The 16,892-nt window shown below is 67.1% G+C and carries 8 protein-coding genes and 2 tRNA genes; 3 read left to right on the top strand and 7 right to left on the bottom strand.

The genetic code is table 11. The features are described from left to right. Positions 1-6: 6 nt before the first annotated feature. Complete coding sequence (locus B5520_RS17250; RefSeq protein WP_079598302.1) at positions 7-1,425, bottom strand: phosphomannomutase/phosphoglucomutase; 1,419 nt, start codon at positions 1,423-1,425, stop codon at positions 7-9. A gap of 142 nt (positions 1,426-1,567) precedes the next feature. Here B5520_RS17250 and B5520_RS17245 point away from each other — a divergent pair, with 142 nt between their 5' ends. Beyond that, positions 1,568-3,790: a RecQ family ATP-dependent DNA helicase gene (locus B5520_RS17245; RefSeq protein WP_079598342.1), complete on the top strand. Its 2,223-nt coding sequence runs from the start codon at positions 1,568-1,570 to the stop codon at positions 3,788-3,790. Here the strand turns inward: B5520_RS17245 and B5520_RS17240 are convergent. From B5520_RS17240 to B5520_RS17225, 4 genes are all read right to left on the bottom strand, one after another. Beyond that, positions 3,714-5,240, bottom strand: coding sequence for an MFS transporter (locus tag B5520_RS17240; RefSeq protein WP_079598301.1), 1,527 nt, complete (start codon positions 5,238-5,240; stop codon positions 3,714-3,716). The genes B5520_RS17245 and B5520_RS17240 overlap by 77 nt on opposite strands. Before the next feature lie 169 nt (positions 5,241-5,409). Further along, positions 5,410-5,498 (bottom strand) — tRNA-Ser (locus B5520_RS17235). Positions 5,499-5,598: 100 nt separating this feature from the next. Continuing rightward, a complete protein-coding gene (locus tag B5520_RS17230; RefSeq protein WP_254865619.1) occupies positions 5,599-6,129 on the bottom strand; it encodes a GNAT family N-acetyltransferase in 531 nt (176 codons plus the stop codon). Then, complete coding sequence (locus B5520_RS17225; protein ID WP_079598300.1) at positions 6,126-8,402, bottom strand: prolyl oligopeptidase family serine peptidase; 2,277 nt, start codon at positions 8,400-8,402, stop codon at positions 6,126-6,128. Before B5520_RS17225 ends, B5520_RS17230 begins: the two co-directional genes overlap by 4 nt. Positions 8,403-8,486: 84 nt before the next feature. On the opposite strand from B5520_RS17225, the gene B5520_RS17220 reads away from it, so the two are divergent. Continuing rightward, entirely contained in the window at positions 8,487-10,448 is a 1,962-nt protein-coding gene (locus tag B5520_RS17220; RefSeq protein ID WP_079598299.1) for an FAD/NAD(P)-binding protein, read from the top strand. A gap of 189 nt (positions 10,449-10,637) precedes the next feature. On the opposite strand, the gene B5520_RS17215 is transcribed toward B5520_RS17220, so the two are convergent. Beyond that, positions 10,638-15,167, bottom strand: coding sequence for an ExeM/NucH family extracellular endonuclease (locus B5520_RS17215; RefSeq protein WP_079598298.1), 4,530 nt, complete (start codon positions 15,165-15,167; stop codon positions 10,638-10,640). A gap of 478 nt (positions 15,168-15,645) precedes the next feature. Then, positions 15,646-15,733, bottom strand: a tRNA-Ser gene (locus B5520_RS17210). Positions 15,734-15,840: 107 nt separating this feature from the next. On the opposite strand from B5520_RS17210, the gene B5520_RS17205 reads away from it, so the two are divergent. After that, positions 15,841-16,824 carry an NAD(P)H-quinone oxidoreductase gene (locus tag B5520_RS17205; RefSeq protein ID WP_079598297.1) on the top strand — a complete coding sequence of 328 codons (984 nt, stop codon included), beginning with the start codon at positions 15,841-15,843 and terminating at the stop codon, positions 16,822-16,824. The last annotated feature ends 68 nt before the right edge of the window (positions 16,825-16,892 follow it).

Raw genomic sequence — 16,892 nt, 5'->3', positions numbered from 1 at the left:
CCCGGATTAGGCCCGGACGATCGACAGGACGCGGTCGCGGATCCGTTCCATGGTGCCGCGGTCCGTTGCTTCGGCATTGAGCCGCAGGAACGGTTCCGTGTTGGACGGGCGCAGGTTAAACCAGTAGCTGCCGTCGTTCGCCGTGAACGTGCTGCCGTCCATGGTGTCGATGGTGATGTCTTCGCCGGCAAAGGCTGCACGCACACGCTCGACGGCGACGGGCTTGTCGTCTACCTCCGAGTTGATTTCCCCAGAGCTGACGTAGGGCTCGTATTCACGGCCGAGCTCTGACAGGGGGCCGTCCTGCTCACCCAGGGCGGCGAGGACATGCATAGCAGCCAGCATGCCGGTATCAGCGTTCCAGAAGTCGCGGAAGTAGAAGTGCGCTGAGTGCTCGCCGCCGAACACTGCGCCTTCCTCTGCCATGACCGCCTTGATGAACGAGTGGCCCACACGGGTGCGGACGGCGCGGCCGCCGTCGCGCTCCACCAATTCGGATACGGCGCGGGAGGTGAGGAGGTTGTGGATGATCGTGGGAGTGGTCTCGCCCAGGGCCTTGGCCCGGGCGATTTCCCGGCGGGCCACCATGCCGGTGATGGCCGACGGCGAGACGGGCTCGCCCTTCTCGTCCACCACGAAGCAGCGGTCGGCATCGCCGTCGAACGCCAGGCCGATGTCCGCCCCGTGCTCGACCACGGCGGCCTGCAGGTCGCGAAGGTTCTCCGGCTCCAGCGGGTTGGCGGGGTGGTTGGGGAAGGAGCCGTCCAGCTCGAAGTACAGGGGAATGATGTCAAAGGGCAGCTTGGGGAGCAGGGCGTCACCCAGGACCGCGGGGGTGGTGAGGCCGGCCATGCCGTTTCCGGCATCCACCACAACCTTCAGGGGCCGGGAGCCGGAAAGGTCCACCAGCTTGCGGAGGTACTCGGAGTAGTCCTTGAGGACGTCGCGGACGCCGATCAGGCCCCGGGCGCCGGCGGCGGGGATGGAGCCGGTGTTGAGGTAATGCTCGGCGAGGGTCTGGATGTCCTTGAGGCCGGTTTCGGAGGAGATGGGGACGGCGCCGGCCTTGGACATCTTGATGCCGTTGTAACCGGCGGGGTTGTGACTGGCGGTGAAGGTGGCACCGGCGCGGTTGAGGAAACCGCAGGCGAAATACAGCTCATCGGTGGAAATCAGGTCCAGCAGCTCGACGTTGGCGCCGCGCGTGGCTGCCCCGTTGGCGAAGGCCTTGCTGAATTCGGGGGAGGACGGACGCATGTCCCCGCCCACCAGGATGGTCTGGCCTTCGAGCTGCAGGACGTCCACGAAAGCGGCCCCCACGGCTTCGACGATTTCGGCGGTGATGGACTCGCCCACAATGCCACGGACGTCGTAGGCCTTGAAGGATGCCGAGAGATCAAAAGTCGTTGTCTGTTCGCTAGTCACGGGCTTTATCTTACGTGGACGCGGAAGGTGCCTGTGGAGGAGGGGTGGGGGCTGCAGAATATGACGGTTGGGACTGCTCCCGGCTGTCCACATGCGTGCTGCCGAGGTGCCGGGTGTCGGAGCCGGCTGGGATACTGAATCAATGGTCGATAACCAGCACGCCACGCTCTCTGACACGCCCCCTTCAACAGTTGCCGTTGCCGATGCCGCCCTTTCCGGCTCCGCTTCTTCCGCTTCCGGAACGCACCACCAGGCGCTGGAGGTCCTCCGGGAGCTGGTGGGACACCCCGAAGCCGGTTTCCACGAGGGGCAGTATGAAGCCATTGAGGCGCTGGTGGACGGCGGCCGGCGGGCTTTGGTGGTCCAGCGCACCGGCTGGGGAAAGTCGGCCGTGTACTTCGTCGCGTCCCTGCTCCTGCGGCGCCGGGGTGCCGGTCCCACCCTGATCGTCTCGCCCCTGCTTGCCCTGATGCGCGACCAGGTGGCCGCCGCAGCCAGGGCCGGGGTGCGCGCGGTGGCCATCAACTCCGCCAACCAGCTCGAATGGGACACCGTCCGGGAGCAGCTGGCCGCAGACGAGGTGGACGTCCTGCTGGTCTCCCCTGAGCGGCTCACCAATCCCTCCTTCCGTGAAAACCAGCTGCCCGAACTGATCCGGCGGACCGGCCTGCTGGTCATCGACGAAGCCCACTGCATCTCCGACTGGGGCCATGACTTCCGCCCGGACTACCGCAGGATCGCTGATCTCATCACCCGGCTGCCGGAGTCGGTCCCGGTGCTGGCCACCACGGCAACCGCGAATTCGCGGGTGGTGCACGACATCGAGGAACAGCTCGGAGCGGGGGTCCTCACCATCCGCGGCGCCCTGGGCCGCGATTCGCTGCGGCTGGGCGTCCTGACGCTGCCCGACTCCAAGCAGCGCCTGGGCTGGCTCCTGACGCACCTGTCCGACCTCCCCGGCAGCGGCATCATCTACACCCTGACGGTTTCCGCGGCGGAAGATACTGCCAGGCTCCTGGCCGAAGCGGGCCACGAAGTCCTTGCCTACACCGGCCGCACCGACCCCGCGGACAGGGAACGCGCCGAACAGCTGCTGAAGGACAACCAGGTCAAAGCACTGGTTGCCACCTCTGCCCTCGGGATGGGATTCGATAAACCGGACCTTGGTTTCGTGGTGCACCTCGGCGCACCGTCCTCGCCGGTGGCCTACTACCAGCAGGTGGGCCGCGCCGGACGTGGCGCCGCCAACGCCGACGTCCTGCTGCTGCCCGGCTCCGAGGACCGCGAAATCTGGCAGTACTTCGCCACCGCCTCCATGCCCTCGGAGGACAAGGCGGCGGCTGTCCTGACTGCACTGGCCGAGGCCGGTACGGCGCTCTCCACGGTGGCGCTGGAAGCGCGGGTGGACCTCCGCCGCACCCCCCTCGAGCTGCTGCTGAAGGCCCTGTCGGTGGACGGTGCCGTGGAACGCGTCGGCGGCGGCTGGCGGTCCACCGGGCAGCCGTGGGTCTACGACGCGGAGCGGTACCAGAGGATTGCCGAGGCCCGCGTAGACGAGCAGGACTCCATGATCATCTACCAGGACACGGCCGGCTGCCGGATGGAGTACATCACCTCGGTCCTGGACGACGAAACGGCACACCCCTGCGGGCGGTGCGACAACTGCGCCGGGCGATGGTTCCCGGCAGAGGTGGCGGCCGATGCCACGGCCGCGGCGAACCAGACCCTCAGCAGGGCGGGTGGTGTGCTGGAAGTACGGCTGCAGTGGCCCAGCGGGATGGACCGCCTGGGTGTCCCGGTCAAGGGCAAGCTCAAACCCGGTGAAGGCCTTGCAGAAGGGCGTGTCCTCGCCAGGCTCACCGATCTGGGGTGGGGCGGTGCCTTGCGTGAGCTTTTTGCTGCCGGCGCCGAGGACCGGCCCGTGGACCCGGGCATGCTGCAGGCATGTGTTCAGGTCCTGCGGGAATGGGGTGCCGGTGATTCACGCACGCCGGGCTGGAGCGGGGCCGGGAGGCCCGCTGCCATTATCAGCGTCCCGTCCCGGAGCAAGCCGCAGCTGGTCGGATCCCTTGCCAGGGGGATCTCTGAGATCGGCCGTATTCCCTACCTTGGCGAGCTGCAGCGTGCGCACGGCGGCCCCACCGGAGGCCGGGGCGGCAACAGCGCCTACCGGCTGGCCGGGGTCTGGGACCGCCTGGTGGTTGGGCCGGAGCTTGCAGCGGCGATGGGCGGTATCCAGGGGCAAAGCGTGATGCTTATTGATGACCTGGCGGACAGCCGGTGGACACTTACGGTCGCGGGCCGCGCTCTTCGGCAGGCCGGGGCGGGAGCTGTTCTTCCGCTGGTCCTGGCCCAGGCCGGCTGACCTCTGGACCGATGGGCACAGGATTGTTCACTCCAGGCCGGCTGACCTCAGCGCCCGCATGCCGCGGCAGGAACAGGCTGTCGACGGTGCTGGCGAGCATCAGGGCGGCCATCACCAGGAACGCCCCGCGGAATGGCCCCGCAGGGTCCTGCGGAAATGCGGCCAGCCCGTCGAAGATCCGGATCAGCAGGGCACCCACCGCTATGCCCGCCCCCGTGGCCAGTTGAACGAGCGTGGCGGAGACGGTGTTCGCGGACGTCAGCTGGGCCGGCACGATGTCCGCGTACTGCACGGAGGCGTAGGCCGAGAAGCCGATGGACCGGAAGGCTCCGCTGCAGACGAGCAGGGCGAACATCACGGCCTGGGGAGTCTCAGGCGTCAGCAGGGCACAGGCGGCGAAGGTTGCGGCCGACGCCAGCGACGCGAACACCAGCATGGCCTTGAAGCCGAAGCGCCGGATCAGCGGCGTGGTGGCCGGCTTGATGCCGATGTTGCCGATGAAGACTGCCGCCACCATGATGCCGGCGTGGATGGGGGACCAGCCGAATCCTGCCTGGAACATCAGCGGAAGCAGGAATGGGACCGAACTGATGGTGAGCCGGTAGACGAACCCGCCCGTCGCCATGGCCCGGAAGGTCCGGGTGCGGAACACGTCCAGGTTGAACAACGGATTCCGGGTACGGCGCATCCACAGCACGGCGGCGGCAAGCGACGCGGCACCGGATGCTGCGCTGATCCCGGCCCAGGGCGTGTTCGGGTGGGCGCTCGCCAGTTCCAGGCCTACCACCAGGGCGCCGACGCCCACGGTGGTGAGGAACAGGCCGGGCCAGTCGAGCCGGCGGCCCGGGTCCCCTGCTGACCTGGGCACCAGCCTCAACGCGGCAAGGAAGGCGGCAAGGCCAAGGGGAAGGTTGATCAGGAAGATCCAGTGCCAGGACAGGTAAGTGGTCAGTGCGCCGCCCACCAAGGGTGCCAGGACCGGTGCCAGGAGCCCCGGCCACACCAGGAAGGCAGTGGCGCGGAGCAGTTCGGATTTAGGTGTGCCGCGGAGGACCAGCAGCGTTCCCACCGGAACCATCATTGCGCCGCCTGCCCCCTGGGCTATGCGGCTCAGGGTCAGCGTGGCCAGGTCCTGGCTCAGCGAGCAGGCCAGCGAGGCCACGGTAAAGACGGCGATGGCCAGGCAGAAGATCCGCCGGGCTCCGAACCGTTCCGCCAGCCAGCCGCTGATCGGAATGCCCACGGCCACGGTCAGCAGGTAGGCCGTCATGGTGATGTTCACGTCGGCCGCGGGGACCCGGAAATCGGCGGAAATGTTGGGGATGGCGGTGGTGAGGACCGTGCCGTCCAGGAACTCCATAAAGAACGTTGCCGCCACCAGGAGGGCCAGGCGGGGGCTCCACGCATGGCGGATACCGTCGGGTCCGTTGTCCGGTGCGCTTGCTGCCATCCGATTATCGTGCCACCCGAGGGGCATCTATCAGAAACACCGCTGGATCAGAAGCGTGTTCGCGAATCCGAATTCAGACGGCTCTGATCTGCGAACAAGCCCAGGAAATGAGGCCGCGCAAGTCCACCGGGAACGCAAAAGGCCCCGGTCCGGGGACCGGGGCCAAACGCGGAGACGGGGGGATTTGAACCCCCGGTCGAGTTTAACCCCGACCCTTCATTAGCAGTGAAGTCCATTCGGCCGCTCTGGCACGTCTCCAATTGCTATTCCTAGCCCACCAAGGATACGCAGATCGGGGCATGCAGTGCAAAACGGCTGTCCGCCGGTGGCAGGAGATGGCGGCAGGACGCGGGCAACATCAGGAGGCGGGCTGTGCCGGGCGGACCATCCGGATCTCCCGGAGGTTCTCCCAGCTGGGAATCACGTCCTCCGCCCCGTCAGGTTCAAAGCCGAACCTGCGGTAGAAAGCGATGGCGTTGCCGTTGTCCGCGGCCACCCAGAGTGACGCGGCCGCGGTGCCCAGGCCGGCCTCCAGCAGCCGCCGCCCCAGGCCGAGGCCCTGGTGCGAGGCCAACAGGTACAGCCCCCACAACTCAAGGTCCCCGGAAGACGGGGGCGGCGACTCGTGCCAGGGATCGTCAGCCGGCATATGCCGGACGCCGGAGAACCCGACGATCGTGCCGCCGTCGCACGCCACCCATGCCTGGACCGGTTCCGGCCGGTCCAGCAACGCCCGCCACATAGCCGCTCTGTCGGCAGGGTCCGCTGCTGCGAGGTGCGCGTCGGACAGCATGCCCCAGTAGGTTTCCTGCCAGCAGCGCAGGTGCACCTCCGCCAGTCGTTCCACGTCACCTGCCACGGCCTGCCGTACCGACAACTCCGGGGTCACGAGGTCCCGCCCGCCAGCGCCTTCCACAGGAAATGCTGGCTGCGGGCCTGGAGCGCGGCGGCCTGCCGGTTGTCGGACGCACCGGCGTGGCCACCCTCCAGGGCTTCGTGGAACCACACGTTGGGAATGCCCATGGCCAGCATCCGGGCAGCCATCTTGCGGGCCTGGACGGGGCCCACCCTGTCATCCGACGTCGCCGTCCAGATGAACGTTTCCGGATACTCCACCCCGTCCTTGAGCAGGTGGTAGGGAGAGAACGTCTTGATGTACTCCCACTGCTCCGGCACGTCGGGGTCACCGTATTCCGCGATCCAGGAGTGGCCGGCAGATAGCTTGGTGTAGCGGCGCATATCCAGCAGGGGAACGCCGCACGAAACGGCGCCGAAGAGTTCCGGGTACTGGGTGAGCATGTTTCCCACCAGCAGTCCGCCGTTGGAGCCGCCCACGCAGCCGAGCCGTTCCCGTGACGTGACGCCGCGCGAGATGAGATCGCGGGCCACGGCGGCAAAGTCCTGGAACGCCTTGTGCCTGTTCTCCTGCAGGGCTGCCCGGTGCCAGGCCGGGCCGTATTCGCCGCCGCCGCGGATGTTGGCCACCACGTAAACGCCGCCGCGGGAGTGCGGGGTCTGGCCGTCGTCGCCCGGCAGGCCGGTGGTCCTGCGCTCCAGCCAGGCCCTGCCCACGGTGCCGCTGTAGGAGGGCGTACGGGAGATCTCAAACCCACCGTATCCGGAAAGCTGTGTGGGGTTCTGGCCGTCGAGCGGCAGGTTCCGCGCGGCGACCTGGAAATACGGGACGCGTGTGCCGTCGTCGGAGACGGCGAAGTGCTGCTGTACTTCGTAGTCGCCGTCGGTGAAGAACGACGGCGACGTCTTCACGGTCGCATGACGGCTCACCACGCCGGGCGTTCCGGCGTCGCCGTGGTTGCGTTCCAGCGTGCCCCGCATCAGCGTGCTGGGGGTGGTGAACCCGGTGGCGACGAGCCAGAAGTCGTCGCCCGCACCGCCGTCGGCCGCAGCCTCGTCCTCGTCGTCCACGGCGTAGGCGTTGACGTCGTGCAGCGGCGGGCAGGCGTCCAGGGGAGTGGATGCCCAGGCGCCTTCGGTTCCGCTCTGGCTGCCGGTCCGCTCAGCCGGGCGGGACGGATCAAGGACCCTGATCTGCGACGAGACGTCCTGGAGGAGGTTGAGCAGCAGGAAGTTCCGGGTCCAGCTCCAGGACTGCAGCGAGGTGCTGGCATCCGGGGTGAACAGGACCAGGACGTCCCGGGCGCCGGCCAGGTAGTCCTGGAAGTTGGCGGCCAGCAGCGATCCGGCGGGGTAGGTGGTTCCGTCCAGGACCCAGTCCTGCTGCGGGCGGAACAGCAGCCATTCCCGGTGGGCGCTGACATTGACATCGGTGGGGACATCAATCGCCACCCACTCCCCGTCCCGCAGCACCAGGTTGGTGCGGTTGAAGAAGTCGATGTAGTCCACGGCAAAGGTGCGTTCGAAGCCGGGGGTGGAATCGTGCGCCACCACCGCCATCATGTGGTCCTCGGGGACCTCGAAGAGCCGGGGCGCGGCGGGCAGTCCGGCGCCGCGCTTGAGGGTCACCGCGGTACGGGCGTAGGAAGAGGCAGTCTTGGGGAGCCCGTCGGCGGTGGAGGCGACCAGCAGCGTATCCGCGTCGAGCCAGGACACGTTGCCCTTCGCCGTCGGCAGGTCAAAGCCGCCGCGGGCCGGGTCCACGAAGCTACGTGCCTCGACGTCGTATTCGCGGTAGCGGTTGGCGTCGCCGCCGTCGGGGGAGAGCGCCAGCAGGGCCAGCCGGTATGGCTCGCCGGGAGCGGGCCGGAGGAACGTTGCGCCGTGGAACACCCACTCCTCGCCTTCGGCGGCGGCCAGGGCGTCCACGTCCAGCAGGATGTCCCACTCGGGTGAGTCCGTGCAGTAGCTCTCCCACGTGGTGCGGCGCCACAGGCCCTTGGGGTTCTGCTGGTCCTTCCAGAAGTTGTAGTACCAGTCCCCGCGCTTGCCCACCATGGCGATGCGGTCCGTGGAGTCCAGGACCTCGAGGATCCTGCCCTCCAGTTCCACGTAGTCGGCGTCCTCGAGCAGGTCCTCGGTGCGGGAGTTCTGCTCCTTGACCCAGGCAAGCTGCTCTTCGCCGTAGATGTCTTCGAGCCAGACATTCTCATCCGTAGGCTCGGGTGCGATGGCCGCAGGCGTGCTGCCGGGGGTGGCCTGGCCGGAACCTGGGACGGACGCTGAATCAGCTGCAGTGGTGGTCATGCGCCCCATCCAAACAACATCCCCGGGGGCTGGCAAGTCAAGCGTTCGGCGCAGACTTGGTTCACAGCCCGTACTCTGGATGCCGTGGAAATAACGCAGAGCATCCGGACAGCCATCATTGGTGCCGGACCGCGCGGCACCAGCGTACTGGAACGCCTGCTCGCCCACGCCGCCGCACACAACACCGCCGCGTTGAACGCACCCGGGACAACGGGCGGGGCCATCCGGCTCCACATCGACGTCATCGACCCCTACCCGGCCGGCTCCGGGCACGTCTGGCAGCCGGAGCAGTCGCGGCTGTTCCTGATGAACACCCAGTCTTTCTACCCCACGCTGATTCCGGAGGACCCGTCACTTCCGGCGCCGGTGGCCGGCACCACCTTTGAGCAGTGGCGTGCCCGGCAGCAGCACCACCCGCTCCCGTTCCTGACAGCGGACGAGCGGGCCGAACTTGCCGTGCTGGGTGCCAACGATTTTCCCAGCCGCGCCCTGTATGGCAGGTACCTTCGCTGCACCCTGGCGGATCTGCTGGACAAGGCGCCCGACGGCGTCACTATCGACTTCCACGAAGCGACCGCCCTGTCGGTGCGCCCCTCAGGGGACGGCACGTTCGACGTCGGCCTGGCCACCGGCGCTACCCTCTTCGCCCATTCAGTGGTCCTGGCGCTTGGCCACATCCCGTCCCGGCTGAACCCGGAACAGCGGGAACTCCAGGCCTCCGCCGGGCAACTGGGCCTGCGGTATCTGCCGCCGGCCGTGCCGGCCGACGTGGACTGGTCACAGATCCCGGCGGGCGAACCGGTCCTGGTCCGCGGCATGGGCCTGAACTTCTTCGACACCATGGTGCAGCTCACCGAGGGCCGCGGCGGAAAGTTCGTCACCAGCGGCGGACGGCTGGAGTATGAACCGTCCGGCCAGGAGCCGCTCATCATCGCCGCGTCCCGGCGCGGAACCCCGTACCGTGCCAAGGCAGCGCTGAAAGGCTACTACCCGCGCTCAGTGACCCTCCGGTACTTCACGGAAGCGGCGCTGGAGCGCTTCCGCAAGGCCGGCATCCGGCCCGGGTTCGACCACGATCTGTGGCCCCTGCTGCACCGCGACACCCTCTGGGCCTACTACTCCACCCTGGTGCGCTCGCAGCCCGGCGCCGTCCCGGATACCGCCGCCTTCCTTGCTGCCCTGGACGAGGCGCTGCATCCCCACGCCCACAGTGCGGCCAACTGGGAGGACAGCGTGGAGAGCGTGCTCGCCATCCACGTGGGGCCCCGGCACCGGCTGGACCTCCCCGGACTCGCGGCGCCGCTGGCAGGGCGTACTTTTGCCTCGCGTACAGAACTTGATGCCGCGGTGGTGGAGTACCTGCTGGACGATGCCCGCCGTTCCGCCCTGGGGGAGGACGATCCCGTCAAGATGGCCATCGGCGCTCTCCATCACGGACGGGCTGTCCTCAAAACGGCAGTGGCCGACGGCGGCATCACCGATGAATCGTGGGTGGCCGGCCTGCGTGGCTGGTTCGAGTCCTTCGTGGAAGGCCTGGCCAGCGGGCCGCCGGCCCTGCGCTCGGAGCAGTTGGCGGCCCTGGCCCGTGCCGGAGTTGTCAGCTTTGTGGGCCCGGACCCAAAGTTCGGTGTCGACCGCCGGAACCGTATGTTCACCGCGTCCTCGCCGTGGGTGGGTGGGGCCCCTGTGTCGGCCGCCACGATGGTGGAGGCGCTCGCGCCCGGCAACAGGGTCTCGGCCAACGATTCTCCGCTGCTGGAGCAGCTCCTGGCCGACGGCGCGGTCCGGCCCCGGCTAATGATGACGGCGGAAGGCGCGCCGGTGCAGTCCACGGGCCTGGACGTGGTGCCGCACCCGTACCGCCCGGTCGCGGCGAACGGGTCCGTCACCGAGGGCCTGTACGTGCTGGGTTTGCAGCTGTCCTCCACCCAGTGGGGGACTGCCATTGCCGCCGAAGCGGTCCAGCCCGGCGGCCCGGTGTACCGCAGCGGCCAGCGGACACTCCGGGACGCCGACGAGATCGCCGCCGCCATCCTGGGTTCCTGACGTACCACCCGGACGCTCTCTCACGTCCTGCAGCCAAACCCCCAACGCTCTATCAGCGTTGGCGCCTTAACGGCCAACGCTCTCTCACCGGAGTGAAAGAGCGTTGGGCGAAAACCTGCAATATGTGAGAGAGGGTCGGTTTACGGGGTGGCTGATGCCGGGCGGAAGCCCGGCATCAGCCGTCAGCCATTAGCCGCGGAGGCAGGCCTGGTACTGCAGCCAGGCGATTCCGTAGCGGATCCAGCCCAGGACGTCGTACCACCTGGTGGGCTTTTCGGGCGCCGTGCAGACTGGCGGGACGCTGGCGCCTGCAGCCACCTGCACGTCCACGGTAACCGCCGTGCCGGATTCGGCTGCCGTAAGCACAAGCGTGGCAGGGCCGGCGGCCGCTCCTGCGGGAACCGCGAGGCTGACGTCGGCAGTACCCCCAGTGACGGGCACCGTGCCCAGCTGCGTGACAGTACCTGCCGAGTCGGTGAACACGGCCGACAACGCGGTGTTGACCGGGCTGCCGAGCGACGTCAGGTCCAGCTTGGAGACCGTGAGCGTCACAGCCTCACCGGGCTTGACCTCGCCGGGGGTCGTGTTGGTGACGGCCACTGAACGCCGGGCGAAGTCCGGTGAAACGGGACTGGTCTTTTGCAGGTAGCCGATCCAGGCGTCCCGGTCCACCAGTCCTGAGTCACGGGTGTTGGTGCCCTCCGTAAAGATCCGGAAGTTGTCACCGCCGGTTGCAAGGAAGCTGAACGTGCCCACCCGGTAGGACTTCGCCGGATCCAGCAGCTCTCCGTTGACACGAACCGACGTGATGCGGTCACCCGCCGCGCGGGCCGCGTCGTAGGTGTAGTTCACGTTCTTGGACAAGCCCAACTGGAGGTAGGCGCGGCTGGGAACCGTGCCGTCCGCGTTGGTCTGCCATTGCTGCTCCAGCAACGTCTTGAGCTGGGCTCCCGTCAACGACGTGGTCCACAGGTTATTGACGAACGGAAGCACCGCGTTGGCTTCGGCGTAGGTGATGGTGCCGTCAGGTGCGTAATAGAGCTCGTTTCGCAGCCCGCCCGGGTTGACCACGCCGATTTCCGCACCACCCAGCTCGGTTGGCTTCAGCGAATCCAGCAGGGAGTCGGCCACCAGGTTGCCCAGCGTGGATTCGCTGGCGCGGTCGTCGCGCTTGGCTGCGCCGGTGGCGTCCGTGGTGAAAGCGGTGGTGATGTCCGCAGTGACGGTGCCTACGGGCTGGTTGCCGATGACCGCGGCGTCAGCCAGGGCCTTTTGGACGATCGTGTCCACGGCGGCAACCCGCGGGTAGGCGGCAATGAGGTCGGCAGCGGCGTCGCTGGTGCGCTTGACGTTGCCGGCCTTGTACGCGGTGACCTGCTTGGTGGCGGTGTCGACGGTGAGCTGGATCTGCCCCACGTTCTCGCCGTAGTTGCCGGTCTGCACGATGGGGCGTGTCTTGCCTTCAGTGCCCGGAACAGGGGCATCCCACGCGTATTCCTTGTGCGTGTGGCCGGTGAAGATGGCGTCCACGTCGGCGGATGTTTCGGTGACCAGTTTGGCGAAGGGGCCGCCGGCAGCGACTTCCTCCTCCAGTGTGGCACCTTCCACAACTCCCGAGCCGGCGCCGTCGTGGTTTTCCACAATGATCACGTCGGCAAGGTTTTCCGCCGTGATCCTGGCGGCCGCGCGGTTGATGGCGTCCACGGGGTCACCGAACTCGAGGTCGGCGACGCCGGCGGGGGTCACCAGCGTGGGGACCTCCTGGGTGACGGTGCCGATTACCGCCACTTTGATGCCGTTCAGTTCCAGCACCGTGAACTCCGGCAGCACGGGCTCCGTGGTGCCCTTTCGGTACACGTTGGCTCCCAGATAGGGGAACTTCGCGTTGCTGCCACCGGCGATGACGCGGTCCCGCAGGTCCGCCCAGCCGCCGTCGAACTCGTGGTTGCCCACGGCGGATGCCCGCAGCTCCAGGGCGTTGAGCACGTCGATGGTGGGCTGGTCCTTGGCGACAGCGGAGGCAAACAGCGAGGCACCGATGTTGTCACCGGCCGAAAGGAACGCTGTGGCACCCGGGGCTGCAGCCGCGCGGAGCTTTTCGATGGTTCCTGCGAACTGGACCGTATTGATATCGATCCGGCCGTGGAAGTCGTTGATGCCCAGGAAATTCAGATCCACCGCGGCAGGCGCAGAAGTCAGGTTCAGGCCCACCACCACCGGATCATGGTCGCTGGCCCGGAACTGGTCCGGCGCGTAGTAGTTGGTGACGTTGTTGTTGTGGCGGCTGTACTCCAGCGCCACGGACTCCACGGAGTTGATGTTCCAGATGTCCGCACCCGTGACCACGGCATTGGCGGCAGGGGAGGCCAGGATGTGGTCGAGGGAGCCGACCATCCCGCCGAAAAGGTAGGAATGCTTGGCAGAACCGTCGGCGTTGCGCGCCTTGTCGTCCTGGTTGACGTATCCCGCGGATGTGAAGACGTTGATGGGGTCTTCCTTGCCATACGCGTTGAAGTCGCCGATCAGGAACACCTTGTCCGTGCCCTTGGCGGACTGCAGGGAGGTGGCGAAATCCAGCAGTGACCTGGCCTGGGCGGTACGGGCCAGGTTTGAGGCGCCCTGCCCCTTGTCCGTGTCGTCCGGGGTTGCAGCCGATCCCTTGGACTTGAAGTGGTTGGCGATGGCGATGAATTGGGTGCCGGCGCCGCCGCCCACGGGCTTGAACACCTGGGCCAACGGTTTGCGGGCACTTGCGAAGGCAACCGTGTCATTGTGGATGATCGATTCGCCCACCGGTTCGGCCACGGCCTTCTTGTAGATGAAGGCGGTACGGATCATGTCCTCGTCGCTGAGCGGGGGTGCGTTGGCGGGGGAGCGAACGTAGTCCCAGATGCCGGGGGTAGCGGTGTTCAGGGCGTCCACGAGCTTGGACAGGGCATCGTCGCGGTTCTTGCCGAACTGTGCTGAGTTTTCGATTTCCATCAGGGTGACGACAACTGCGCCCGCCTTGGTAATGGCGGACACAATCTTGTCCTGCTGCCGCTGGAAGTTCTCGGCGTTGGCTGCCCCGCGGGCGTCGCAGCCGCCACTGACCGTGATCGGGTTGCCGTCACGGTCCTCGTAGAACGTGCATCCGGCCAGGACGTCGCCCGTGGTGGGGAAAAAGTTGAGCACGTTGAAGGAAGCAATCTTCACATTGCCGCCCACCGCAGCCGGGGCGTCCGTCCGGGTGGCACCGAAGCCCGCCGGCTGGACGGTGGCCTTGTTGGTGCCGGTCAGGTGCGTCAGCGGCTGGAGCTTCCAGGCGTTGTTGGCGTAGCCCAGGACCACGTTGGTGGTGAACGTCGCGGGGGAACCCACGCGGACGGGGTCTTCCGTGGTCAGATACGGCAGGACCGTTGCCTTGGTAGCTGCGTCCCGCAGGAAGTTGGTGCTGGAGCCGTCATCGAGCTTGATGCCGCGGGCGGCGTTTTCGGCCACGACGGCGGCATGCTCCGGCGTGCCGATCGGCGCCACCGCGGTGGGCTGGACCAGGGGAGTGGTGCCTCCTGCCAGGCCGATCTCGCCGTACTGGTTGAGGCTGTAGTTGTCGGTGACGGTCAATGGCCCCTGGGGTGCCAGGAGCATTCCTTCGAGGGATTCCCGGAACGTCTCGTTGGCCGGCAACGTGAAAATGGTCGGCTTCACTTCAGGGGCAGCTTCGGTCAGCATGGCCAGCCCTGCGGCGGCGGTGACATTGAGCTGCGTCATCCCGTAGTACTCGGCCACCGTGCCGGTCACCTGCACGTAGTCACCAATCCGGACGGAGGCCACGGTGGCGGGGGAGTAGACGAAGATGCCGTCCGATGCGGCATGGGTGGTGGCCGGAAGGTCTCCGCCGGTGCCGGCCGTCTGGATGTAGTAGCCGTTCAGCCCGCCGGTGGGGAACGCCGCAGTAACTTTGCCGGTGGTGGTGACAGTGGCGCCCACCAGCGGGCTTCCGGCACCGGTTCCCTGGATGTCGGCGATGGCCTTGATGACCGGATCGGGGGTCGGTTGGGGCGTGGGACCGGGGTCGGGGGCAGTTCCGCCGGAGGGAGTGGGGGTGATGGCGGCGCTGAGTGTGAAGTCTGCAGTGTTGCTGTTGGTGTCCGCTCCGCCGGTCCTGTTGAGGCTCTTGACGTCACTGTTGCCCGCGGGGGCGGCGGCTGCCAGGGTCTCGTAGGTGTTGGACGTGCCATAGCCGAGGAGGTCGGCCACACCGGCGGGCTCCACCTGCGAACCGGTGGAAAGTCCGACGGCGGTTGGCTGCTTTGCGAGGACGAGGGTACCTCCGCTGCCGCTGACGTTGAGGGCGCCCGTCACGAGGTCGGCGGCCGGCAAGTCGGCGCCGGTGGTCCCGTTGCTTCCGCCCTGCACCAGGTAGTGGCCCTTGGCGGGGATGGATCCGGACAGCGGGGCCACACTGGTTGGTGCGGCAGTTCCGGTGGCTGAGCGGTACTGCAACGACCAGCCGTCCAGGGGTACCGCAACGTCAGAAGTGTTGTAGAGCTCCACGAATTTGTTCTTGTACGCGGCGCCGCTGCTGCCGCCGCTGAGGTAGGCCTCGTTGATCACAACAGGCGAGCTGCCTGCCGCGGCTGAGACCTCCGCGGCCGCCGGGACAACTGCCAGGGGAGCTGCGATGAGCCCCGCGGACAGGGCTGTTCCCAGCGCTAGTTTCCAAGGTGTTTGATGCATCCGCTCTTACTTTCATAAGGGTGTCCCGGTGGGGGACCCGATGGAGTGTGTCCGGGTTGTACCGACGGACAAGTGGCCCCGGACCCTGCTCCTGGTCAAGTGGTTTCCGGCACATCACAACAGCGCTGAATGAACGCAGGGTGGATAGAGCGTGCATTCGGTGGGACGTTCCCCAGCGGAACGTGCCGCCCACCGGCCTGGAGCCCCCGTAGCCCGGTTCCGGTGATGCTGCTGGTTTTGGTTTTATGGCCGGCGCCTTCCCCCAAATGTGCCGGTCATCACAAAGAATACCGGCCGGTAGCTTCCAGAAAAGAGGTGCGCCGCGGATAAGTCCAAAGAATTTACGGGGCGGCAACAAGCGGTCTGAAAAGGTGTGGCCGGCCCGGCGGAATCGATGCGCCTCACCCGAGGGGCAAGGCCGGGCTTAAAACAAAGGACCCCTGCCGGCCAGCATGCTGGCGGACAGGGGCCTTCTTTGCGGAAGGTAAGAGATTCGAACTCTTGGTACGGGGTTACCGCACACTAGTTTTCAAGACTAGCTCCTTCGGCCGCTCGGACAACCTTCCTCAACTAGTAGTGTTTCATAGGCACTTGCCTGCAACAAAACAGAGCCCGGAAGGCTGCCGGTGCACACTGGTTGCAGCCAGTATTCAGTCAGGAACGGAAGTGGTCTATGAAAGCCGTCTACATATCGGAACCGGGCGGCCCGGAAGCCCTCGAGGTCCGCGAGGTGGAGGCGCCGGTGCCGGGTCACGGCGAGGTGCTGATCGATGTGGTTGCCGCCGGCCTGAACCGCGCGGATGTGCAGCAGCGGCGGGGCTTTTACCCGCCGCCTCCCGGCGCGTCGGACATACCGGGCCTGGAGGTTTCCGGCCGGATCGCGGGCTTTGGCACGGGGGTTACCAAGGCGTTCTCGCTGGGCGACAAGGTGGTGGCGCTGCTGGCCGGCGGCGGCTATGCGCAGCAGGTGGCGGTCCCGGCAGAGCAGGTGCTGCGTGTGCCCGACGGCGTTGACCTGGTGACGGCCGCTTCGCTGCCGGAGGTTTCCGCCACGGTTTATTCCAACCTGATCATGACGGCCCAGCTGCAGCCGGGTGAGACGGTCCTTATCCACGGTGCAACCGGTGGAATCGGCACCATGGCCATCCAGCTCGCCAAGGCTTTCGGCGCCAAGGTGGCCACCACGGCAGGAACTGATGAAAAAGTCAGCACCGCGAAAGCCTTCCTGGGCGCGGACATTGCCATCAACTACGCCGAGGAGGATTTTCCGGAAAGCCTCCGCCGGCAGAACGGCGGAAAAGGCGCGGACGTGATCCTCGACGTCGTCGGAGCCAAGTACCTCCAGCAGAATGTGGATGCCCTGGCAGACTACGGCCGCCTGGTGGTCATCGGCCTGCAGGGCGGCACCAAGGGGGAACTGGACCTGGGGCAACTCCTGAAGAAGCGCGCCGCAGTGGTGGCCACGGCGCTCCGGCCCCGGCCCGTTGAGGAAAAGGGCGCCATCATGAACGCGGTCAGGGACGCCGTATGGCCGCTGGTCACGGACGGACGGATCCGCCCGCTGGTGGCGAAGACGTTCCCGCTGGACCAGGTGCAGGCCGCGCACCGTTACTTTGACAGCGGGGACCACGTAGGCAAGATCCTCCTCCTGATGTAGGCAGTAGATACTCAGTATTGTGCTGCGGCGCCGGCTGGGCTAGGCTTCGAGGCATACGCGGTATGCAC

The sequence above is a fragment of the Arthrobacter sp. P2b genome (genome assembly GCF_900168295.1).
In the GTDB taxonomy this organism is placed as follows: domain Bacteria; phylum Actinomycetota; class Actinomycetes; order Actinomycetales; family Micrococcaceae; genus Arthrobacter.
Note: the sequence above shows the minus strand (reverse complement) of the source record. Positions and strands in the feature narration are given on the sequence as shown.